Origin of the sequence: Streptomyces sp. NPDC016562 (assembly GCF_043076955.1) — a bacterium.
Taxonomy (GTDB): domain Bacteria; phylum Actinomycetota; class Actinomycetes; order Streptomycetales; family Streptomycetaceae; genus Streptomyces.
Map to the genome: position 1 here is coordinate 654,221 of NZ_JBIBRZ010000001.1, position 20,602 is coordinate 674,822.

At 71.9% G+C, this 20,602-nt stretch carries 18 protein-coding genes; 10 read left to right on the forward strand and 8 right to left on the reverse strand.

Going from position 1 to position 20,602, the window contains the following annotated elements:
* Positions 1–190: 190 nt before the first annotated feature.
* Entirely contained in the window at positions 191–2,536 is a 2,346-nt protein-coding gene (locus ACF059_RS03020; protein ID WP_392050568.1) for a SpoIIE family protein phosphatase, read from the forward strand.
* Positions 2,537–2,615: 79 nt separating this feature from the next.
* On the opposite strand, the gene ACF059_RS03025 is transcribed toward ACF059_RS03020, so the two are convergent.
* Positions 2,616–4,883 carry a transglycosylase domain-containing protein gene (locus tag ACF059_RS03025; RefSeq protein WP_392050571.1) on the reverse strand — a complete coding sequence of 756 codons (2,268 nt, stop codon included), beginning with the start codon at positions 4,881–4,883 and terminating at the stop codon, positions 2,616–2,618.
* Between the two features lie 231 nt (positions 4,884–5,114).
* Here ACF059_RS03025 and ACF059_RS03030 point away from each other — a divergent pair, with 231 nt between their 5' ends.
* The 5 genes from ACF059_RS03030 (at position 5,115) to ACF059_RS03050 (ending at position 9,900) form a co-directional block, all read left to right on the forward strand.
* A complete protein-coding gene (locus tag ACF059_RS03030) occupies positions 5,115–6,023 on the forward strand; it encodes an SPFH domain-containing protein (protein WP_392050574.1) in 909 nt (302 codons plus the stop codon).
* On the forward strand, positions 6,020–6,253 hold the full coding sequence (locus ACF059_RS03035; protein ID WP_361949079.1) for a hypothetical protein: 234 nt from the start codon (positions 6,020–6,022) through the stop codon (positions 6,251–6,253). Before ACF059_RS03030 ends, ACF059_RS03035 begins: the two co-directional genes overlap by 4 nt.
* A 100-nt stretch (positions 6,254–6,353) precedes the next feature.
* Positions 6,354–6,878 carry a PadR family transcriptional regulator gene (locus ACF059_RS03040; RefSeq protein ID WP_360898721.1) on the forward strand — a complete coding sequence of 175 codons (525 nt, stop codon included), beginning with the start codon at positions 6,354–6,356 and terminating at the stop codon, positions 6,876–6,878.
* Positions 6,875–7,561: an ABC transporter ATP-binding protein gene (locus ACF059_RS03045; RefSeq protein ID WP_361949076.1), complete on the forward strand. Its 687-nt coding sequence runs from the start codon at positions 6,875–6,877 to the stop codon at positions 7,559–7,561. Before ACF059_RS03040 ends, ACF059_RS03045 begins: the two co-directional genes overlap by 4 nt.
* Entirely contained in the window at positions 7,558–9,900 is a 2,343-nt protein-coding gene (locus tag ACF059_RS03050) for an ABC transporter permease (protein ID WP_392050577.1), read from the forward strand. Before ACF059_RS03045 ends, ACF059_RS03050 begins: the two co-directional genes overlap by 4 nt.
* Positions 9,901–9,944: 44 nt before the next feature.
* Here ACF059_RS03050 and ACF059_RS03055 read toward each other — a convergent pair whose 3' ends face one another.
* Positions 9,945–10,892 carry a hydrogen peroxide-inducible genes activator gene (locus tag ACF059_RS03055; protein ID WP_360898715.1) on the reverse strand — a complete coding sequence of 316 codons (948 nt, stop codon included), beginning with the start codon at positions 10,890–10,892 and terminating at the stop codon, positions 9,945–9,947.
* Between the two features lie 135 nt (positions 10,893–11,027).
* On the opposite strand from ACF059_RS03055, the gene ACF059_RS03060 reads away from it, so the two are divergent.
* The gene (locus ACF059_RS03060; RefSeq protein ID WP_366868175.1) at positions 11,028–11,582 is read left to right on the forward strand and encodes a peroxiredoxin; all 555 of its coding nucleotides are present in this window, start codon (positions 11,028–11,030) and stop codon (positions 11,580–11,582) included.
* Positions 11,583–11,585: 3 nt separating this feature from the next.
* Complete coding sequence (locus ACF059_RS03065) at positions 11,586–12,140, forward strand: alkyl hydroperoxide reductase (protein ID WP_392050580.1); 555 nt, start codon at positions 11,586–11,588, stop codon at positions 12,138–12,140.
* Positions 12,141–12,211: 71 nt separating this feature from the next.
* Here ACF059_RS03065 and ACF059_RS03070 read toward each other — a convergent pair whose 3' ends face one another.
* The 5 genes from ACF059_RS03070 to ACF059_RS03090 all read right to left on the reverse strand — a co-directional run bounded on the left by ACF059_RS03070 (position 12,212) and on the right by ACF059_RS03090 (position 18,049).
* Positions 12,212–12,904: a hypothetical protein gene (locus ACF059_RS03070; RefSeq protein WP_392050582.1), complete on the reverse strand. Its 693-nt coding sequence runs from the start codon at positions 12,902–12,904 to the stop codon at positions 12,212–12,214.
* A 20-nt stretch (positions 12,905–12,924) separates the two neighbouring features.
* Entirely contained in the window at positions 12,925–14,319 is a 1,395-nt protein-coding gene (locus ACF059_RS03075) for an AI-2E family transporter (protein WP_392050585.1), read from the reverse strand.
* 117 nt (positions 14,320–14,436) lie between these two features.
* Positions 14,437–15,129 (reverse strand): transglycosylase SLT domain-containing protein, encoded by a 693-nt coding sequence (locus ACF059_RS03080; protein WP_360898705.1) that lies wholly within the window; start codon positions 15,127–15,129, stop codon positions 14,437–14,439.
* A 455-nt stretch (positions 15,130–15,584) separates the two neighbouring features.
* Positions 15,585–16,901: a PhoH family protein gene (locus ACF059_RS03085; RefSeq protein WP_366868170.1), complete on the reverse strand. Its 1,317-nt coding sequence runs from the start codon at positions 16,899–16,901 to the stop codon at positions 15,585–15,587.
* A gap of 386 nt (positions 16,902–17,287) precedes the next feature.
* On the reverse strand, positions 17,288–18,049 hold the full coding sequence (locus tag ACF059_RS03090) for an isoprenyl transferase (RefSeq protein WP_360898798.1): 762 nt from the start codon (positions 18,047–18,049) through the stop codon (positions 17,288–17,290).
* Between the two features lie 127 nt (positions 18,050–18,176).
* On the opposite strand from ACF059_RS03090, the gene mgrA reads away from it, so the two are divergent.
* Positions 18,177–19,214, forward strand: a complete 1,038-nt coding sequence (gene mgrA, locus ACF059_RS03095) for an L-glyceraldehyde 3-phosphate reductase (RefSeq protein ID WP_392050591.1) — start codon at positions 18,177–18,179, stop codon at positions 19,212–19,214.
* A 142-nt stretch (positions 19,215–19,356) separates the two neighbouring features.
* Here the strand turns inward: mgrA and ACF059_RS03100 are convergent, their stop codons facing one another.
* Positions 19,357–20,130 carry a prepilin peptidase gene (locus ACF059_RS03100; RefSeq protein ID WP_392050594.1) on the reverse strand — a complete coding sequence of 258 codons (774 nt, stop codon included), beginning with the start codon at positions 20,128–20,130 and terminating at the stop codon, positions 19,357–19,359.
* Between the two features lie 81 nt (positions 20,131–20,211).
* On the opposite strand from ACF059_RS03100, the gene ACF059_RS03105 reads away from it, so the two are divergent.
* Positions 20,212–20,568: a DUF192 domain-containing protein gene (locus ACF059_RS03105; RefSeq protein WP_392050597.1), complete on the forward strand. Its 357-nt coding sequence runs from the start codon at positions 20,212–20,214 to the stop codon at positions 20,566–20,568.
* The last annotated feature ends 34 nt before the right edge of the window (positions 20,569–20,602 follow it).

The window sequence follows — 20,602 nt, forward strand, 5'->3', positions numbered from 1 at the left end:
AGTGTCATGCCGTACGCGGGACTTGACCGGGCTCGACGTAGGAGAAGAGGCAGCGAGGGGCGGCGGTCCGCCGCAGGGAGTATGGGGGAGGATCCTCGGGGCGATGGTGCCCGGGCCGCTGAGCGGGTATACCGCGACTGACCGAGTTGAGTGCAGCGCACATCGAGCGCAAACGGACGGAATTCCACGCGTGACGGAGTACCCCACCTCCCAGGAGGGCCCGAAGCCCGTCGCCTCCGGCGCAGGGACGGACGAGGCCGGCCACGGCAAGGCGCCCATCGCCGCAGCCGAGGCCGTACGCACGCATGCGCCGGGCCCCGGCGCCGCGGGCGAGCAGGGCGGTGCGGCTGCCGCGGCCTCCGACACGCGCGCGGCCCGCTCCGCGGTGGGCCCTGGGCCCGGCAGCGGCCTCCCCCGGCCCCGCAAGGCGGCCGCGGGCCCGGGCGAGGGCCCGGGCAGCGCCCGCCCGCGGGACACCGAGGCCGCGCTCAACGTGTCGGGCCCGGGTGGGGCCCGGGGCGCCGCACGGCCGGTGGACGGCCCGCAGGGCGCGGACGCCGAGCCGGCCCGCACCGCGCAGGACCTCCCCGGGCAGGGAGCCCCCCGCCTGGCGGCGGGCGAGCCCGCGCGCACCGCGCAGGACGCCGCCGGGCCGGAGGCCGGGCGCCCGGTCGAAGGCGCCGGGCCGGAAGGGCGCCCGGTCGCGCAGGACGCGCCGGGGACCACGGCCGCGTACCCCGTCGTGGGCGAGCCGGCCCGGCGCGAAGGGGACCGGCTGCGTTTCGTCGGCGCCGCCACCCGGCGGATCGCCCGCGGCATCGACCTCGACGAGATCGTGCTCGGCCTGTGCCGGGCCACGGTGCCGACCTTCTCGGACGCGATCCTCGTCTACTTGCGCGACCCGCTCCCGGTAGGGGACGAACGCCCCCTCGGGCCGGTCGTCTTAAGGCTCCGGCGCACCGACCGGCTCCGGCCGATCGACGACTTCACCGACGGCACCGGCACCCTCGGCGCGGGCACCGACCTCGCCGGGGCCGCGCGGACCACCGGCGAGCTCGACTTCAGCCAGCTGCCGCTGGTCGGCCCGCAGGGCGACCTGCCCGCGGCCGAGCTGTGCGAGATCCTGCCCGGCGGCGCGCTCGCCGAGGTGCTGCGCGGCGTACGGCCCGTCTTCGGGTCCGCGGCCGGCGCGAAGGAGGCGCTGGCGGAGCTGCTGGGCTCGGAGCACCCGCTGCCGCGCGGCAACCGGGCCGTCCTCGCGCCCCTGCGCGGGCGCCGCCGGGTGATCGGCGCCGCCGTGTTCCTGCGTACCCCGGAGCGTCCCGCCTTCGAGCAGAACGACCTGCTGGTCGCCGCCCAGCTGGCGACCCACACCGCGCTGGGCATCGACAAGGCGGTCCTGTACGGCCGCGAGGCGTACATCGCCGACGAGCTCCAGCGCACGATGCTCCCGGACAGCCTTCCGCAGCCCACCGGCGTGCGCCTGGCCTCCCGCTACCTGCCCGCCGCCGAGACGGCCCGGGTCGGCGGCGACTGGTACGACGCGATACCGCTGCCCGGCAGCCGGGTCGCCCTCGTCGTCGGCGACGTCATGGGCCACTCCATGACCTCCGCCGCGATCATGGGGCAGCTGCGCACCACCGCGCAGACCCTCGCCCAGCTGGACCTGCCGCCCGCCGAGGTCCTGCACCACCTGGACGAGCAGGCGCAGCGCCTCGGCTCCGACCGCATGGCCACCTGCCTGTACGCCGTCTACGACCCGGTCGCGCACCGGATCACCATCGCCAACGCCGGCCACCCGCCGCCGGTCCTGCTCCACTTGGGCGGCCGCGCCGAGGTGCTGCGCGTACCCCCCGGCGCCCCCATCGGCGTCGGCGGCGTGGACTTCGAGGCCGTGGAGCTGGACGCGCCCGCCGGGGCCACCCTGCTGCTCTACACCGACGGCCTGGTGGAATCGCGCCTGCGCGACGTGTGGACGGGCATCGAGCAGCTCCGCGAGCGCCTGGCCACGACCGCCCAGCTGACGGGCCTGGACCACCCGCCGCCACTGGAGGCGCTCTGCGACGACGTCCTGGACATGCTCGGTCCGGGCGACCGGGACGACGACATCGCGCTGCTCGCGGCCCGCTTCGACGGGATCGCGCCCAGCGACGTCGCGTACTGGTTCCTGGACCCGGAGGAGACGGCTCCGGGCCGGGCCCGCCGGTTCGCCCGCCGCGCGCTGGCGCGTTGGGGCCTGGAGGAGCTGGAGGACTCCCTGGAGCTGCTGGTGAGCGAGGTGGTCACCAACGCCGTCCGGTACGCGGAGCGGCCGGTGACCCTGCGCCTGCTGCGGACGGACGTACTGCGCTGCGAGGTCGGCGACGACTCCCCGCAACTGCCACGCCAGCGCCGGGCGCGGGACACCGACGAGGGCGGCCGCGGCCTGTTCCTGGTCAACCGGATGGCCCGCCGCTGGGGTGCCACCCGGCTCAGCAGCGGCAAGGTCGTGTGGTTCGAGCTGGCCCTGCCCGGGACGCCGGAGCCCCGCCGCTGAGGAGACCGACGCCGAGAACACCGCCGCCCCGCAGCCGTGAAGGCTGCGGGGCGGCGGTGTGTCGTCACGGGCCCGGTGTCTAGTTCTCGGGCAGCAGCGGCGGGTCCGGCGGCTTGGGACCGCCGGTCTTGGTCGACGTGGGCGTCGGGGTGGGCGTCGCGGTCGGCGACGCGCCGGTCCGGGTCGGCGTCGGGGTCGGGGTCGGCGTAGGCGACTGCGGCGGGGCGCTGCTGGTGGCCGGTGCGCTGGAGGACTGACTCGCCGTGGGCGTGGGCGAGGCGGTGCGGGACGGCGCCTGGACGGCGCCCATGTCCGCCTCGGTCAGCTGGAACTTGCCCGTGTCCACGCCCTTGAGGGCGGCGAGAGTGTACGCCTTCCAGATCGAGGCGGGGAAGCTGGAACCGCCCAGACGGCCGAGGCCGGCCGCACCGGTCAGGGTGACCTGCCTGGCGGTGCCGGGCTCCTCACCGAAGATCGCGACGACGGTGACCAGCTCCGGGGTGTAGCCGGTGAACCAGCCGGAGAAGTTGTTCTCGGTGGTACCGGTCTTGCCCGCGGCCTCGTAGGCGCTGCTGCGGACCTTGTTGCCGGAGCCGCCGTCGTCGTTGACGACGCCCGTGAGCACCTTGGTGACGGTGTCGGCGGTGCGACGGCTGATGGCCTGCGCCCCGATGGGCTGCGCGGGCTCGACCTCGCGGTCCTTGTGCTCGGCCTTCTTGATGATGGTCGGCGTGACCTTCTTGCCGTGGTTGTCGAGGGTGGCGTAGACGCCCGCCATCTCCACGGTGTTGGCGCTCATGGTGCCGAGCGCCATGGCCGGCTTGTCCTCGGGCCAGCCGTCACGGTCCTTCATGCCGAGGGCCAGGGCCGTCTTCTTCACGACCGCGGGCTTCACGTCCACGATCATCTGCGCGTAGACGGAGTTCACCGAGTAGTTGGTGGCCTCCTGGACCGTCATCATCGGGTCGCCGAAGTTGCGGTCTTCCTGGTTCTGCGGGGCGAACGGGATCTTGCTGCCGACGACGGGCCTCTTGCTGGTTCCGTCGTAGAGCGCGTTCGGGGTGATCGGCTTGCCGTCCTGGGTGGTCGCCCCGGTTTCCAGGGCGGAGGCGAGCACGACCGGCTTGAAGGTCGAGCCCGGCTGGTAGTCCTTGCGCAGGGCGTTGCTCGACCAGTGGTCCTTCAGGCTGGTACCGCCGTACATGGCGACGATGTGACCGGTCTTCGGGTCCACGGAGGTGGCGCCGGCCTGCACGCTCTGGTCCTGCGGGCGGCCCTTGGTGTTCTCGCGTTCGAGCTTGGACTCCAGCTCCTCCTGGACGGCCTTCTCCAGGGCTTCCTGCTTCTTCGGGTCGATGTTGAGCGTGAAGGTCCAGCCGCCCGCGTCGATCAGCTTCTTCTCGACGCCCTGGCTCACGAGCTCGGCCTCGGCGGCCTGGACCAGGTAGCCCTTCTGGCCGTCCATGCCCATCGGCGGCTGGGGCGGCATCGGCTCCGCGAGCTTCATCTCCTTGCGCTTGGCCTCGTCCAGCTTGCCCATGTCGACCATGTTGACGAGGGTCGCGTCGTAGCGGATCTTGATCCGCTTCTTGGTCTCCTCGCTGGCGGTCGACCAGTCGTACTGGCTGGGTGCCTGGACGAGGGTCGCGAGGTACGCGCCCTGCTCCAGCGTCAGCTTCTCCGCGTCTACCCCGTAGTAGGCCTGGGCCGCGGCCTGGATCCCGTACGCACCGCGGCCGAAGTAGCTGGTGTTGAGGTAGCCCGCGAGGATCTCGGGCTTCTTCATCCGCTGGTCGACCTTGAGGGAGATCACCAGCTCCTTGAGCTTGCGGCTCGCCGTCTGGTCCTGGGTCAGGTAGTAGTTCTTGACGTACTGCTGGGTGATCGTGGAACCGCCGGCCTTGCCGCGGCCGCTGGCCGTGTTCCACAGGCCGCGGGCCAGGCCCTTGAAGTCGACGCCGCGGTCCTTGCGGAAGGACTTGTTCTCGATCGCGATGAACGCCTCCTGGACGTCCAACGGGATCTTGCTGATCGGCAGGATCTCGCGGTTGACCTTGCCCTTGCTGGCCATGATCGTGCCGTCTGCGTACTTGTAGACGTTGCTCTGCTGGAGCGCCTGCTTGTTGGGGTCCGGTTCTTCTACGTAGAAGTACAGGGCTACCAGCGCGGCCATGCCGAGCAGGACCAGCCCGAGCAGGGTGCCGAGGACCTTCTTCCAGGTGAAGAAGCGGCGTATGCCCGTGCGTTTACCGCCACTTGCCGTGCCCTTGGCGCCCTTCGCGCGTCCGCTCGGCGCACGCCGCGCACCGCGCTGCTGCTGCGCCTTACGCACTTCTGCTCGGCCCATCGCTCCCGCTCCGCTCGATTACCCCCCGACGTCAGCTCAGAAAGCTAACACCGCAGGCTGTGACAAAGGCTGGCCAACCATGGCCAATACCGGTCAATTCGGACGTGAGAATCAGCACCCACATCACTGGAACCGACGCTCACCTAAGCCGAAGGGTTGCCGTAGCGCAAAAAAGTGATATCACTTTGCTAAGCGGTTCGACCGACCGTGACGAACGAAACGGGGCATAGCATGACGAAGGACATCTCGGCACCTGACGGCGTACGGGAGTTCCCCGCGCACAGCGTGGGCGGCGGCGCCGCGCTGCTGCTCGGACTGGCGGGCCTGCTGGGCGGGGCGGGGCTGCTCGTGGGCGGGGCACTGTCGGGCGCGGTCGCCCTGAAGGCGGCGCTGATCGTGGCCGGCGTGCTCCTGATACTCACCTCCCTGATCGCGATGAGCGGGCTGAACACGGTGGCCCCCGGCGAGGCCCGGGTCGTCCAGCTCTTCGGCCGCTACCGGGGGACGATCCGCGCGGACGGGCTGCGCTGGGTCAATCCGCTGACCTCGCGCGAGAAGATCTCCACCCGGGTGCGCAACCACGAGACGGCCGTCCTGAAGGTCAACGACGCCTACGGCAACCCGATCGAGCTGGCGGCGGTCGTGGTGTGGCGGGTCGAGGACACCGCGCGGGCCACCTTCGAGGTCGAGGACTTCACGGAGTTCGTCGAGACGCAGACCGAGGCGGCGGTGCGGCACATCGCGATCGAGTACCCGTACGACGCGCACGAGGAGGGCGGCCTGTCGCTGCGCGGCAACGCCGAGGAGATCACCGAGAAGCTGGCCGTGGAGCTGCACGCGCGGGTGGAGGCGGCCGGGGTGCACATCATCGAGTCCCGCTTCACGCATCTCGCGTACGCTCCGGAGATCGCCTCCGCGATGCTCCAGCGCCAGCAGGCGGGCGCGGTCGTGGCGGCCCGCAAGCAGATCGTCGAAGGCGCGGTGGGCATGGTCGAGCTGGCCCTGACCCGCCTGGCGGAGGAGGACATCGTGGACCTGGACCCGGAACGCAAGGCCGCCATGGTCTCGAACCTGATGGTGGTCCTGTGCGGCGACCGCGCCGCCCAGCCGGTCGTCAACACGGGCACCCTCTACCAGTGACCCCCGGCGGCGAGGAGAAACCGGCCGGCCGCCAGGCCCGCAAGCAGGTACTGCTGCGGCTCGACCCGCAGGTGTACGAGGCGCTGGCCCGCTGGGCGGGCGAGGAGCTGCGCAGCGCGAACGCGCAGATCGAGTTCCTGCTCCGCCGGGCCCTCGCCGAGGCCGGGCGCCTCCCCTCGGGCCCGGCCCCCATCCCGCGCCGCGGACGGCCCCCGAAGCCGACGGACTGAACCGCGCGTTCAGGCCGTCGGCGTGCGCGGCGCAGCTATACACGGTGGCTATACACGGCAGCTATACACGCGAGGTATACACCCCGTGTACAGTCGTGCCATGTCCATCGGTCACACCCTGCTCGGCCTCCTGGAGGCCGGCCCGCGCCACGGCTACGACCTCAAGCGCGCCTTCGACGAGAAGTTCGGCCACGACCGCCCCCTCGCCTACGGGCAGGTCTACTCGACCATGTCCCGCCTCCTGAAGAACGGCCTCGTCGAGGTCGACGGCATCGAGAGCGGCGGCGGTCCCGACCGCAAGCGGTACGCCATCACCGACGCCGGCATCACCGACGTGCAGACCTGGCTCTCGCAACCCGAGAAGCCGGAGCCCTACCTCCAGTCGACCCTCTTCACCAAGGTCGTCCTCGCCCTGCTCACCGGCCGCCGCGCGGACGAGCTGCTGGACACCCAGCGCGCCGAGCACCTGCGCCTCATGCGCATCCTCACCCAGCGCAAGCGCAAGGGGGACATCGCCGACCAGCTCGTCTGCGACCACGCCCTGTTCCATCTGGAGGCGGACCTGCGGTGGCTGGAGCTCACCGCGGCCCGCCTCGACCAGCTCGCCCAGGAGGTACGCCGATGACCCCGGCCGGCTCTCTGCTCGCCGCCACGGACCTCCGCAAGGCGTACGGAAGCACCCAGGCGCTCGACGGCGCCGAGTTCTCCATCCACGCCGGCGAGATCGTCGCCGTCATGGGGCCCTCCGGCTCCGGCAAGTCCACCCTGCTGCACTGCCTCGCCGGGATCGTCGCCCCCGACTCGGGCTCCCTGACCTACGCCGGCCGCGAGCTCTCCTCCATGAGCGACGCCGAGCGCAGCGCCCTGCGCCGCTCCGAGTTCGGCTTCGTCTTCCAGTTCGGCCAGCTGGTACCCGAGCTGACCTGCCTGGAGAACGTCGCGCTCCCGCTGCGCCTCACCGGCGTCAAGCGCAAGGAGGCCGAACGGACCGCCCTGCACTGGATGGAGCGGATCCAGGTCGAGGACCTGGCCCGCAAACGACCCGGCGAGGTGTCCGGAGGACAGGGCCAGCGGGTGGCCGTCGCCCGCGCGCTGGTCACCCGGCCGCGGGTGGTCTTCGCCGACGAGCCGACCGGCGCCCTGAACTCCCTCAACGGCGAGCTCGTGATGCAGCTGCTGACCGAGACCGCCCGGGCCGCCAGCACCGCCGTCGTCCTCGTGACGCACGAGACGCGCGTGGCCGCCTACTCCGACCGCGAGATCGTCGTACGCGACGGCCGGACGCGCGACATGGAGCGGATCGCGTGAGCGCGCTCGGGGTATGGACCCGGGACCTCGCCATGGGGGTCCGCTTCGCCTTCGGGGGCGGCCGCGAGGGCTGGACCCGGACCCTGTTCACCGGCATAGGCGTCGGCCTCGGCGTCGCCCTGCTGCTGATCACCACCGCCCTGCCGAGCGCCCTCGCCGTCCGCTACGAGCGCGACGACGCCCGCTCCACGACGCGCGCGCCGTCGGCCGCGCAGGCCGGCCCCGACACCCTGCTGATCTCGGCCGCCAACCAGACGTACCGCGGCAGGGACATCGGGGGCTCCTACCTGAAGGCCGAGGGCCCGCACGCACCCGTCCCGCCCGGTCTGACGCGGGTCCCCGGCCCGGGCGAGATGGCCGTCTCCCCCGCCCTGCGCCGGCTGCTGGACTCCCCCGAGGGCACGCTCCTGCGCGAGCGCCTCGGCTGGCCGGTCGGCGAGGTCATCGGGGACGCGGGCCTGGTCGGCCCCGGCGAGCTGCTCTTCTACGCCGGCAACGACAGCCTGCACCTGGCCGGCCCCGAGGACTACCGCGTCCAGCGGATCACCGGCTTCGGCGCCGGGGAGGAGGCCGAGCCGCTGGACCCCGTACTGATGCTCCTGGTGGTGCTGACCTTCGTCGCGCTGCTGCTGCCGGTCGCCGTGTTCATCGCCGCCGCCGTGCGCTTCGGCGGCGAGCGCCGCGACCTGCGGCTCGCGGCCATCCGCCTGGTCGGCGCCGACACCCGGACGGTACGGCGGATCGCCGCGGGCGAGGCGCTCGGCGGATCGCTGGTCGGACTGGCCCTGGGCGTCGGCTTCTTCGCCGCCGGCCGCGCCCTCGTGGGCAGCGTCACCCTGCGCCAGCGCGGCGTCTTCCCCGCCGACCTCGATCCGTCGCTGTGGCTGGCCCTGCTCGTCGCGCTCGTGGTGCCCGCCGCGGCGGTCGCCGTGACCCTGTTCACGCTGCGCGGGGTCGTCGTCGAGCCGCTCGGTCTCGTCCGCAGGACCGTCCCGCGGCGGCGCCGCATCTGGTGGCGGCTGCTGCTGCCGCTGGGCGGACTGGGGCTGCTGGTCCCGCTGACGGGCGGCGGCGACGGCGAGGACTTCAACCAGTGGCAGGTCAGCGCGGGCGTCGCGCTGCTCCTGGTGGGGATCACCGCGCTGCTTCCCTGGCTGCTGGAGCGGCTCGTCACCCTGATGTCGGGCAGCGGCCCGGTCTCCTGGCAACTGGCCGTCCGCCGCCTCCAGCTGAGCGGGGGACCCGCCGCCCGGCTGGTCAACGGCATCGCCGTCGCCGTGGCCGGGGCCATCGCCCTGCAGATGCTCTTCGCCTCCGTGGAGGACGACTACACCGTCCACACCGGCCACGACCCGTCCCGGGCGGCGCTCTCGGTCCTGCTGCCCCCGGCCGACTGGGACCGGGGTGAGGAGTTCGCCGCGAAGATCTCCGGCGCGCAGGGCGTGGCCGCCGCGACCCCGCTGGCGACGGTCTACGCCGACCGCCGGCCGGCCACGGGGGACAAGGTGACGATCACCGTCGGCACGTGCGAGGCGCTGCGCCAAGTCGCCGTACTGGACTCCTGCGAGGACGGTGACGCCTTCGTGCTCACCGGCACCGCGGACAAGGACTCCGGCGTCTACGGCTCCTCCGCCAAGCCCGGCGACACGCTCACCGTCAGCCCGTTCACGCAGAGCTCCGAGGGCGTGCGGAGCGTCGAGTGGACCGTCCCGGTCGGGGCGGCCACGGTCGCCAGCCGCGAGGACCCGACCGGGGCGCTGCGCGACGGGATCCTGGCGACCCCCTCGCTCGCGCCGAAGGGCGTGGCGGACGCCGGGTCCGCGCAGGTGTTCGTCGAGCTCGACGAGTCCGTGCCGGACGCGATGGAACGGGCCCGTACGGCCGTCTTCACCGCGGATCCGCTCAGTCGCACGATGACGCTGAAGTCCACCCACAGGGACTCCGACTACGCCGCGGTCCGCACCGGGCTGTTCTTCGGTGCGACCGCCGTACTGGTCCTGATCGCCGCGAGCCTGCTCGTCTCGCAGCTGGAGCAGCTGCGCGAACGCAAGCGCCTGCTGTCGTCCCTGGTCGCCTTCGGCACCAAGCGCTCCACGCTGAGCCTTTCGGTGCTGTGGCAGACGGCGCTGCCCGTCGGGCTGGGGCTGGCCCTGGCCACGGTGGTGGGCGTGGGGCTGGGGAGCGTCCTGATGCGGATGGCCTCCCGGCCCGTGCGGATCGACTGGGCCTCGGTGGCGGCGATGACGGGCGCGGGTGCGGGCGTGGTCGCCCTGGTGACCGCCCTCAGCCTGCCGGCGCTGCTGCGGATGATGCGACCGGACGGCCTGCGCACGGAGTGAACCGGCGGCGCGCGCCGTCCCGTACGCCCGTTCCCGCCGGCCCCCTAATCGGTGGGCCAGACCGGGAGCGGGCGTACGGCCTCGCGCAGTGCGGCGGCCACGGCCCGGAACTCCTCCTGGCGGGCGGTCCCGGTGCGCATGGCCAGGGCGATCCGCCGCGAGGGGGCCGGCTCGGCGAAGTACCCGGTGGACAGGTGTTCGTTGCGGGCGGTCTCCAGGCGCAGCGCGGTGCGCGGCAACAGCGTCACGCCCAGTCCCCCGGCGACCAGCTGTACGAGGGTGGACAGCCCGGCCGCGGTGGTCGTGACGTCCGCCCCCGTCGTGCGGCCCGCCTCGCGGCAGATGTCGAGGGCCTGGTCGCGCAGGCAGTGGCCCTCGTCCAGCAACAGCAGCTGCAGCCCGCGCAGTTCCTCCAGCGGGATGTCCCGGCGCCCGGCCAGCTCGTGCTCCCGGGGCGCGAGCAGCACGAAGTCCTCGTCGAACAGCGGGAGTTCGGTGACCCCGGGGACCCCGAGCGGCACGGCCAGCAGGAGCAGGTCCAGGCGTCCGCCGGCCAGCCCCTCCAGCAGCGAGGAGGTCTGCTCCTCGTGCACCTGGAGGTCCATCCGCGGGTAGCGCCGGTGGAACAGCCCGAGCACCGTCGGCAGCAGGTACGGCGCCACCGTGGGGATCACCCCGAGCCGCAGGACCCCGGTGAAGGGCGCCCGTACCGCCTCGGCCTCCTCCAGCAGCCCGCCCATGGCGTCGAGGACCACCTGCGCGCGGGCCGCGATCCGCTCGCCCGCCGGGGAGAGCAGCACCTTGCGGGTGGTGCGCTCCAGCAGCTGCACGCCGAGGGCCTCCTCCAGCGCGGAGACGGCTCCGGACAGCGCGGGCTGGCTCATGCCGATGGCCGCGGCGGCGTCCCGGAAGTGCAGGTGCTCGGCGACGGCCGCGAAGGCGCGCAGCTGGGCGAGCGTCGGTTGCTTCGCTCCCCTATTACCCACAGCCACTGATAGGTACCTCCGATCACCCAGGTCAAGACTAGCTATTTCCGCAATCAATGCAGGTGTGTCAGCATGTGAGATACGTCCAACCCCATCGGAAAACCCCCAAAAGGGGTCCTTTCCCTTTCTCAAGGAGAGCGCGTGCTCACTGTTGGTGACAAGTTCCCCGCCTTCGACCTGACCGCCTGTGTCTCGCTCGACGCCGGCGCCGAGTTCGCGCAGATCGACCACAAGACCTACGACGGCAAGTGGAAGGTCATCTTCGCCTGGCCGCTGGACTTCACCTTCGTGTGCCCGACCGAGATCGCCGCCTTCGGCAAGCTGAACGAGGAGTTCGCCGACCGCGACGCGCAGGTCCTCGGCTTCTCCCTCGACTCCGAGTACGTGCACCACGCCTGGCGCAAGGACCACGCCGACCTGCGTGACCTGCCCTTCCCGATGATGTCCGACATCAAGCGCGAGCTCTCCACCGACCTGGGCATCCTGGGCGAGGACGGCCTGCCGATGCGCGCCGTCTTCATCGTGGACCCGAACAACGAGATCCAGTTCTCGATGGTGACCGCCGGTTCCGTGGGCCGTAACCCCAAGGAGGTCCTGCGGGTCCTCGACGCCCTGCAGACCGACGAGCTGTGCCCCTGCAACTGGAACAAGGGCGACAGCACGATCGACGCCGGCGCGCTGCTGGCCGGTGAGTGACGGATGTCCCTCGACTCCCTCAAGTCGTCGATCCCGGACTTCGCCAAGGACCTGAAGCTGAACCTCGGTTCGGTCATCGGCAACAGCGACCTGCCGCAGCAGCAGCTGTGGGGCACCGTCCTGTCCTGCGCGATCGCCGCCCGCTCCCCGCGCGTCCTGCGTGAGCTGGAGCCCGAGGCGAAGGCGAACCTTTCCACGGAGGCGTACACCGCCGCCAAGTCCGCCGCCGCGGTCATGGCGATGAACAACGTCTTCTACCGCACGCGGCACCTGCTCTCCGACCCGGAGTACAACAACCTGCGCGCGGGCCTGCGGATGAACGTCATCGGCAACCCGGGCGTGGAGAAGGTCGACTTCGAGCTGTGGTCGCTCGCGGTCTCCGCCATCAACGGCTGCGGCCAGTGCCTGGACTCGCACGAGCAGGTCCTGCGCAAGGCGGGCGTCGAGCGCGAGACGATCCAGGAGGCCTTCAAGATCGCTTCGGTGATCCAGGCCGTCGCGGTCACCCTCGACGCCGAGGCCGCCCTCGACGCCGACGCCGCCCTCGCGACCCCGTAGTCACCCGTACGATCCTCAGGGCCCCCGCAGCCGGACTCCGGCCGCGGGGGCCCTGTGTCGTCCCCGGGCGTTCACTTCCTCAGGGCGGCCATCAGCTCGCGCATGTCCTCGATCATCGCCGCCTGGACGGCGGTGGCGTCGGTGGCGGCTCGGCCGTTCTTTTCCTCGTAGGTGCCGTTGGCGAGCACCCGGACGGTGAACACCGCACCGCCGTCCAGCACCTTGAGCTCCTGCTCCAGACCGCCGGACGACGTGAGCACGACAGCGCGCTCGCCGAGACCGGGCACCGCTTCGGTGCGGACGTCGCCGATCTCGGCGATGGCCGCCAGCGGCGGCACGTCGAACTCGGTGGAGGGGTCGGTCTTCTTGTGCAGGTCCACCTGCGCACGGACGATGAAGTCCGGCATTCCCTCGACGTTGTTGAGCAGGCACACCGCGCCGTACACGGCCGGATGGTCGCCCTCCTGGTTCATCGGCCGCTGCTTGTGCAGGTCTCCGGTCAGGCCGCTCAGCGCCTGAGCCTTGAAGTCCTCGCACAGGTTCTTCGATGCCCGGTAGGAGAGCGTCGGCTCCGACAGCCGGTCCCCGAAGGCGTACAGGCCGCCGGCCCACACCGCCGACGCCACCACGACTCCGCCCAGCGCCCACAGCCACGGCCGGGCCCCCGGACCGCCCGCCGCCCGCTCTCGCGGAGCGAGCCGCTCCGCCGACTCCGCCCCCTGCGCGGTGCCCCAGTCCCCGTCGAGCTCCGGATCGCTGATCATGCCCGTCCCCCCGATGCTCCTTACGACCCGTCCCGGGCCGTCTCGTCCGGCAGTGCGCGGCCCAGGGCCGTCGAGCCGTGGGGCGCCGGGCCGGCGGCTCCGGCTCCGTGGTGGTGTTCGCGCGAGTACGCCCTCAGGTAGCCGACCACCGTGTTGGTGACGGCGACCAGCGGGACGGCGACCACGGCGCCGCCGATGCCCGCGATCATCCCGCCCGCGGCCACCGACAGGACCACCGCGAGCGGGTGGACCCGTACCGCCCGGCCCAGGATGAAGGGCTGGAGCACGTGCCCCTCGATCTGCTGCACGGCCAGCACCACGAGCAGCACCATCAGCGCGCTCCACACGCCCTGGGTCACCAGGGCCACGACCACCGCGAGGGCGCCCGAGACCACCGCGCCGACCAGCGGGATGAAGGCGAACAGGAAGATGAAGACGGCGAGCGGGACGGCCATCGGCACGTGGAGGAAGTAGATGCCGAGGCCGATGAAGATGGCGTCGATGAGCGCGACGAGGACGGTGCCGCGCACGTACGCGGTCAGCGTGCGCCAGGCGCGCGGTCCGGCGCCGGCCACCCCGGGCCGGGCGGCGGCGGGGACCAGGCCGAGCGTCCAGGTCCAGATGCGCTTGCCGTCGTAGAGCAGGAAGAGCGTCGAGAACATCGCGAGCAGCATGCCCGTCATGACCTCGACGAGCACCGTCACGCCTTGCAGACCGGCGGAGGTGATCTGCTCGGTGTTGGTGCCGATGGTCTCGCTGAGGTTCTTGGCGATGTCGTTGATCTGCTTCTCGGTCACGTGGAACGGACTGTCCAGTGCCCAGAGTTTGAGTTCGTTGATGCCCTCGCGCACCCGGTTGGAGAGGTCGTCGAGGTTCTCCATGACCTGCCAGACCACGAACCAGCCCACGAGGCCGATGACCACGAAGCCCAGGATGGCCGTGACGGCCGTGGCCAGCCCCCTCGGCAGGCCCAGCCTGCGGAGCCGGACGACGAAGGGCTGGAGCATCGCGGTGACGAGCATGGCGGCGGCGAAGGCGAGGACGACCAGGCGGACTTCGCTGATCACCTTCATCAGCACCCAGAGCATCCCCGCGAGCAGCAGCAGCCGCCAGCTGGCCTCGGCGGCCACGCGCATCCCCCAGGGGATGACGCTGGCGGGCGAGGGACGCTCCGGGGCGGCCGGTACGGCGACGGCGGTCGCGTGGGCCGCCGGGGCCGGGGACGCGGCGACCGGCGGGGCGGCGGGAGCCGGTGTCGCCGGGGCGGGTACCGGTTCGGACGCGACGGGCGCGACGGGTCCCGGCAGGTCGCCCCTGCTCTGGGCGTCCACCTCGGCGCGCAGCTCGTTCAGCCGCGCCTCCAGCTGGTTCAGCCTGTTTCCCAGCCGGCCGAGCCAGCCTGCCCTCTTCGTCATGTCGCTTCCTTCCCCCGCCCCCGGTCTGCGGGCACACCCCGACGACCGTACACGCGAGGAGCCCCGCACCGTAGGACGGTGCGGGGCTCCCGGAGGTTGAGCGGGCTGGGACAGGGCCTAGTACCAGCCGTTGGCCTGGTGGAAGGTCCACGCGGCGCAGGGGCTGCCGTAGCGGTCTTCCATGTAGTTCAGGCCCCACTTGATCTGCGTCGCGGGGTTGGTGCGCCAGTCGGCACCGGCCGAGGCCATCTTCGAGCCCGGGAGCGCCTGGACGAGACCGTAGGCGCCCGAGGACGAGTTGACGGCCTTGTAGTTCCAGGTGGATTCCTGGTTGATGATGTTGGAGAAGCACTGGAACTGGCCGGCCGGGACCATCTGCTGGGCGATGGCCTTGACCTGGGCGACGGTGTAGGAGCTCTGGAGCGCGAAGTCCCCGGCGTCGCGGGCGGCGGAGCGGCTGGCCGCCTCCTTCGCCTCGCGGTCCTTCTTCGCCTGCTCGTCGGCGGCCTTCTGCGCCTCGGCCTTCTTGGCCTTGGCGTCCTCGGCGGCCTGGAGGCGGGCGGCCTCCTCGGCCGAGCGCTTGGCCTCGGCGTCGGCCGCGTGGGCGATGGTGTCGGCCTGCTGCGTCAGGGACGCGCTCTGGACCTGCGCCTGGTCGCCGACCGGGATGTCGGCGAGGAGGGTCGCCCCGGATGCGGTCGTTTCGAGATCGTTCGTGGGGTCGCCGGTGGCAACGCCCACGACTGCGCCGACGGTGGTGACCGCGGTGGCCGAAGCCACGGCGAACCCCCGGACCGAGATCCGGCTCACACGGTGTCCTTCCAGCAGCGTCCGCAGTGACCGCGCGGGCGCAAAAGTGCCCCTCGACTCTGGCCTCCGTGGTTCTACGGTCACTGGAGGCGCGGGCCCGTGGGCAACTCCCTTGCGGGGGCTGCCGCGTGAAGCTCGGGCGGCATACGGCCATCGTCTGTGGAGTTGTGGTGCTGCGGTACCTCACGGGAGGTACAGGTGTGCCGTATGCGGGGCCTGACGGAAACCAGACTCTGCCGGAACGCGACGCCGCAAGGCAATTCTCCGTTGCGTGGGAAAGGTCACACCTGGCATGTCACCGCTGTTTTCGACAAAGGCCTGTGCAGCACGGCGCCGCCCGGCTAGGCTCTCGGGCCTTTGCCGGGCGGCGCCAACTCACCTTCCCGCTATGCGCTTTTTGACCGTTTCGACCGGCCTGCCGGCCCTTCCTGCCGGGCCTCCGGGGCCTCCCGGGCCTAGAGGTTCTCCAGCATCTCGGTGACCAGTGCGGCGATCGGGGAACGCTCGGAACGCGTCAGCGTCACGTGCGCGAACAGCGGATGCCCCTTCAACTTCTCGACCACGGCGACGACTCCGTCGTACCGGCCGACCCGCAGGTTGTCCCGCTGGGCGACGTCGTGGGTCAGAACGACCCGCGAATTGGCGCCGATTCGGGACAGAACGGTCAGAAGGACGTTCCGCTCCAGGGACTGCGCCTCGTCCACGATCACGAAGGCGTCGTGCAGCGAGCGGCCGCGGATGTGCGTGAGGGGCAGGACCTCCAGCATCCCGCGGTTCAGCACCTCCTCGATGACCTCGCGCCCGGCGACCGCCGAGAGGGTGTCGAAGACCGCCTGCGCCCAGGGGCTCATCTTCTCGGCGGCGTCCCCGGGCAGATAGCCGAGGTCCTGCCCGCCCACCGCGTACAGCGGCCGGAAGACCATCACCTTCTGGTGCTGCCTGCGCTCCAGCACCGCCTCCAGGCCCGCGCAGAGCGCCAGCGCCGACTTTCCGGTGCCGGCCCGGCCGCCCATCGAGAGGATCCCGATCTCGGGGTCCAGGAGGAGGTCCAGGGCGATGCGCTGCTCGGCGCTGCGCCCGTGCAGCCCGAAGGCCTCGCGGTCGCCCCGTACGAGCTTCACGTTGCCGTCGGCGGTGACGCGGCCCAGCGCCTTGCCGCGCTCGGACTGCAGGACCAGTCCGGTGTGCACGGGCAGTTCCGCGGCCTCCGGTACGTAGAGCCGCTCCTCGGAGTAGAGGAGGTCCACCTGTTCACCGGAGAGGGCGAGCTCGCTCATGCCCGTCCAGCCGCCGTCGGTGATGGCGAGCTCGGCGCGGTACTCCTCGGCGAGCAGGCCCACCGAGGAGGCCTTGATGCGCAGGGGGAGGTCCTTCGAGACCACCGTGACGTCGTAGCCCTCGGCCTGAAGGTTGCGGGCGACCGCGAGGATGCGCGAGTCGTTGTCCCCCAGCCTGAAGCCGGCGGGCAGGACGCCCGGGTCGGAGTGGTTGAGTTCGACGCGCAGGGTGCCACCGAGATCGCCCAGCGGGATGGGGGCGTCGAGACGTCCGTACCGGACCCGGAAGTCGTCGAGCAGGCGCAGGGCCTGGCGCGCGAAGTAGCCGAGTTCGGGATGGTGCCTCTTTGCCTCCAGCTCGGTGATCACCACGATCGGGAGCACGACCTCGTGCTCCTCGAAGCGGGTGATCGCGTTGGGGTCTGCCAGCAGGACGCTGGTGTCGAGGACGTAGGTCCGCCTGTCGGGCAGGCGGCGCTTTGTGCTGGTCACCACGGAAGGACGTACCCCCTCGGAAGAGGTCGGGCCATGAAGACCGGACCGGTCATCGGCACCCATGCCAGGGCCGATTTCCGGCCCTCCCACTTCGTCCGTGCGAACCGCACGTGCGTCCTGGTGCAAAGGGCCTCCCGGGCGGACGACCCCATGCCGTCCGCTGAGACTCGACACCCGTGGATCGGGCGTCGACCTGAAAGGGATATTCCCCGAACAGGCCCGGCCATGCCATGGCATATGACGGACGCTCGGTGAATCCCTGGTGAAGGCTTCGGAGGCGGGGTGGGAGGGGCGCGGCGGCGGGCGGGCCGCAGGCGAGGGGGACGCGCCGGGGCGTGCCGGGACCGAGGGGCCGTCAGGCCCCCCGGATGGGGGATGAGGAGGACTCAGGTGCCGTAGCGCCGGTGGCGGGCGGCGTAGTCGCGCAGGGCCCGCAGGAAGTCGACCTTGCGGAAGGCCGGCCAGAAGACCTCGCAGAAGTAGTACTCGGAGTGCGCGCTCTGCCACAGCATGAATCCGGACAGGCGCTGCTCGCCGCTGGTGCGGATCACGAGGTCGGGGTCGGGCTGGCCGCGCGTGTAGAGGTGCTCGGCGATGTGGTCGATGTCGAGGATCTCGGCGAGCTCCTCGAAGGAGGTGCCCTTGCGCGCGTGCTCCAGGAGCAGCGAGCGGACCGCGTCGGCGATCTCCTGGCGGCCGCCGTAGCCGACGGCGACGTTGACGAGTATCCCGTCGACGCCGTGGGTGGCCTCCTCGGCCTCCTTCAGTACCGTCTGCGTCCCGGCGGGCAGGATGTCGAGGTTGCCGACGTGGTGGACGCGCCAGCGGCCGTCCGCGGCGAGGCCCCGGACCGTGTTCTCGATGATGTTGAGCAGGGGGCGGAGCTCGACCTCCGGCCGGTCCAGGTTGTCCGTGGAGAGCATCCACAGGGTGACGACCTCGACGTCCGTCTCGGTGCACCAGCCGAGCATCTCGGAGATCTTGTCGGCTCCGGCCTGGTGGCCCTGCTCCGTCGTACCTCCGGACGCCTTCGCCCAGCGCCTGTTCCCGTCCAGGATGACGCCGATGTGCTTGGGCGCCGCGTCATGGTCGAGACGGCCTTCCACCCGGCGTGCATAGAGCCTGTACACCAGGTCGCGCAGCTTCACGATCTTCCAGCCCCTCCGTGCCATGCCCCCGTGCGAATTGCGGTCTCCCCCGAGGCCGCCACATTACTGCGCGGCGGGATGGGGTACCCAACTCGGTCTGTCACAACTCCGTGATAGGGAGGACAACGTGACTGATACCAATCCCTATCGGGCAGAGCCCTCGCGCTACGACTCCATGGAGTACCGCCGCACCGGCCACAGCGGCCTCAAGCTCCCCGCCATCTCCCTGGGCCTCTGGCACAACTTCGGCGACGACAAGTCCCTGGAGTCCCAGCGGGCGATCCTGCGCCGCGCCTTCGACCTCGGAGTGACCCACTTCGACCTGGCCAACAACTACGGCCCGCCGCCCGGCTCGGCCGAGCTGAACTTCGGCAAGGTCTTCGCCCAGGACTTCGCGTCCTACCGCGACGAGCTGATCCTCTCCACCAAGGCCGGCTACCTGATGCACCCCGGGCCGTACGGCGAGTGGGGCAGCCGCAAGTACCTGCTCAGCTCGCTCGACGCCTCGCTGAAGCGGATGGGCGTGGACTACGTCGACATCTTCTACTCGCACCGCTTCGACCCGCAGACCCCGCTCGAGGAGACCATGGGCGCCCTCGCCTCCGCGGTCCAGCAGGGCAAGGCGCTGTACGTGGGCGTCTCCTCCTACACGGCGGAGCAGACGGCCGAGGCCGCGCGGATCCTGCGCGAGATGGGGGTGCGTCCGCTGATCCACCAGCCCTCGTACTCCATGATCAACCGCTGGACGGAGGAGGACGGTCTGCTCGACGCCCTGGAGGAGGCGGGCATGGGGTGCATCTCCTTCGCGCCGCTCGCGCAGGGGCTGCTGACCGGCAAGTACCTGAAGGAGATCCCGGAGGGCTCGCGGGCCACGCAGGGCAAGTCCCTGAACCCGGACCTGCTCTCGGACGAGGTGCTCCGCCGGCTGAACGGCCTGAACGACATCGCGGCCCGCCGCGGCCAGTCCCTGGCCCAGCTCGCGCTGACGTGGGTGCTGCGCGACGAGCGGATGACCTCGGCGCTGATCGGTGCTTCGAGCGTGCGGCAGCTGGAGGAGAACGTGGCCGCGCTGGCCGCCGCGCCGTTGTCCCAGGCCGAGTTGAAGGAGATCGACTCGTTCGCGGTGTCCACCCCCGGCACCAACCTGTGGGCCCAGCGGGGCTGACCTGCGCGTTTGACGCGGCAGGTCCCGAAAGCGCGGAGAAACAAAAAACGGGCCGGTCCGTGGGGGGGATACGGACCGGCCCGAGGGGGGGGTTCCACCATAACCCTTCGTAAAGCGTGATGCGTGCATTGGCGCGGAACGATTACGCTCCGAAACCACCCAGCAGCACTCCGGTGAGTGCTCCGGCCGCCATGAAGGGGCCGAACGCGAAGCCCTGCTTGCGCGTCGCCTGGCTGCGCAGCAGCAGGGCCAGCCCGTACAGGGACCCGTAGAGGAAGCCCAGGAAGGCCCCGGCGGCCCATACCCCCCACCCGTACCACCCAAGAGCGACCCCCAGCGAGAGCGCCAGTTTGACGTCTCCGAAGCCCAGGCCCGCGGGGTTGATCAGGAACAGCAGGAGGTACGCGGCGGCGAGCACCCCGCCGCCGAGCAGGGCGCGTCGCCAGTCGCCCGCCGCGCCGGGCAGGAGGGCGGCCGCTCCGAGCCCGGCGGCGACCGCGGCGGCGAGCGGGAGGGTCAGCTCGTCGGGGAGCCGGTGCACGGCGCGGTCGACGACGGCGAGCAGGACGAGCGCCGGGGCGAGCCCCACGTAGGCCAGGACCTCGGGGCGCGCCCCGACGGCCGCGCCGAGCGCGGCGCAGACCGCCCCGGCGACGGCGGCGAGGGGGGCGGCGCGGCCCCCGTACCGGTGCGCGGCCGGCGCCGCGGGGGGCGGGCTGCCCGGGCCCGGGACGGCGGCCGGCGCGGGGACCCGGCAGCGGGCCGGGCCGAGCCAGCCCCGCAGCGGGTGCCCCTGCGGGCAGCGCTCGCGCCAGGGCTCGCCCGGCTCGACGGACAGCCGGTACACCGCGCGCGGCAGGAGCAGCCCGGCGGCCACGCCGTAGCCGGCGGCAAGGAGGATCACGACCACGCCCATCCCGCGACGGTAGCGGCGCGGCCGGTTCTCCGGGGCCCCGCCCGGGATCCGGCGGCGGCGCGCTCCCCCTACCCTGACCGCATGGCGAAGTGGCGGGACGGCAGCGGCACCTTCACGGTCGGCGCGCAGGGGGCGCCGATCCCCCTTGAGATCGCCGCCTCGTACGGGGCGCGCACCCGCGGGCTGCTGGGGCGCGACGGGATCGAGGGGGCGCTGCTGCTGACCCCCGCGGCGAGCGTGCACACCTTCCGGATGCGGTTCGCGATCGACGTGGCGTACCTCGACCGGGACCTGCGCGTGCTCGCCGTGGTCACCATGGCCCCGGGGCGGCTCGGGCTGCCCCGGCTGCGCTCCCGGCACGTCCTGGAGGCGCGGGCCGGCGCGATGGCCGGCTGGGGGCTGCGGGCCGGGACGCGCGTGAACGTGGACACCGGCTAGGCGCGTCCCCTCCCCGGCGCTAGGTTGGGGCGGT

Bases quoted from the DNA above. Each gene is read 5' to 3' on its own strand.
- ACF059_RS03100 (WP_392050594.1), bottom strand. From the start codon at position 20,130: ATGGGCGTGGTCGTGATCCTCCTTGCCGCCGGCTACGGCGTGGCCGCC.
- ACF059_RS03075 (WP_392050585.1), bottom strand. From the start codon at position 14,319: ATGACGAAGAGGGCAGGCTGGCTCGGCCGGCTGGGAAACAGGCTGAAC.
- ACF059_RS03065 (WP_392050580.1), top strand. From the start codon at position 11,586: ATGTCCCTCGACTCCCTCAAGTCGTCGATCCCGGACTTCGCCAAGGAC.
- ACF059_RS03030 (WP_392050574.1), top strand. From the start codon at position 5,115: ATGACGAAGGACATCTCGGCACCTGACGGCGTACGGGAGTTCCCCGCG.
- ACF059_RS03105 (WP_392050597.1), top strand. From the start codon at position 20,212: ATGGCGAAGTGGCGGGACGGCAGCGGCACCTTCACGGTCGGCGCGCAG.
- ACF059_RS03045 (WP_361949076.1), top strand. From the start codon at position 6,875: ATGACCCCGGCCGGCTCTCTGCTCGCCGCCACGGACCTCCGCAAGGCG.
- ACF059_RS03040 (WP_360898721.1), top strand. From the start codon at position 6,354: ATGTCCATCGGTCACACCCTGCTCGGCCTCCTGGAGGCCGGCCCGCGC.
- ACF059_RS03070 (WP_392050582.1), bottom strand. From the start codon at position 12,904: ATGATCAGCGATCCGGAGCTCGACGGGGACTGGGGCACCGCGCAGGGG.
- ACF059_RS03025 (WP_392050571.1), bottom strand. From the start codon at position 4,883: ATGGGCCGAGCAGAAGTGCGTAAGGCGCAGCAGCAGCGCGGTGCGCGG.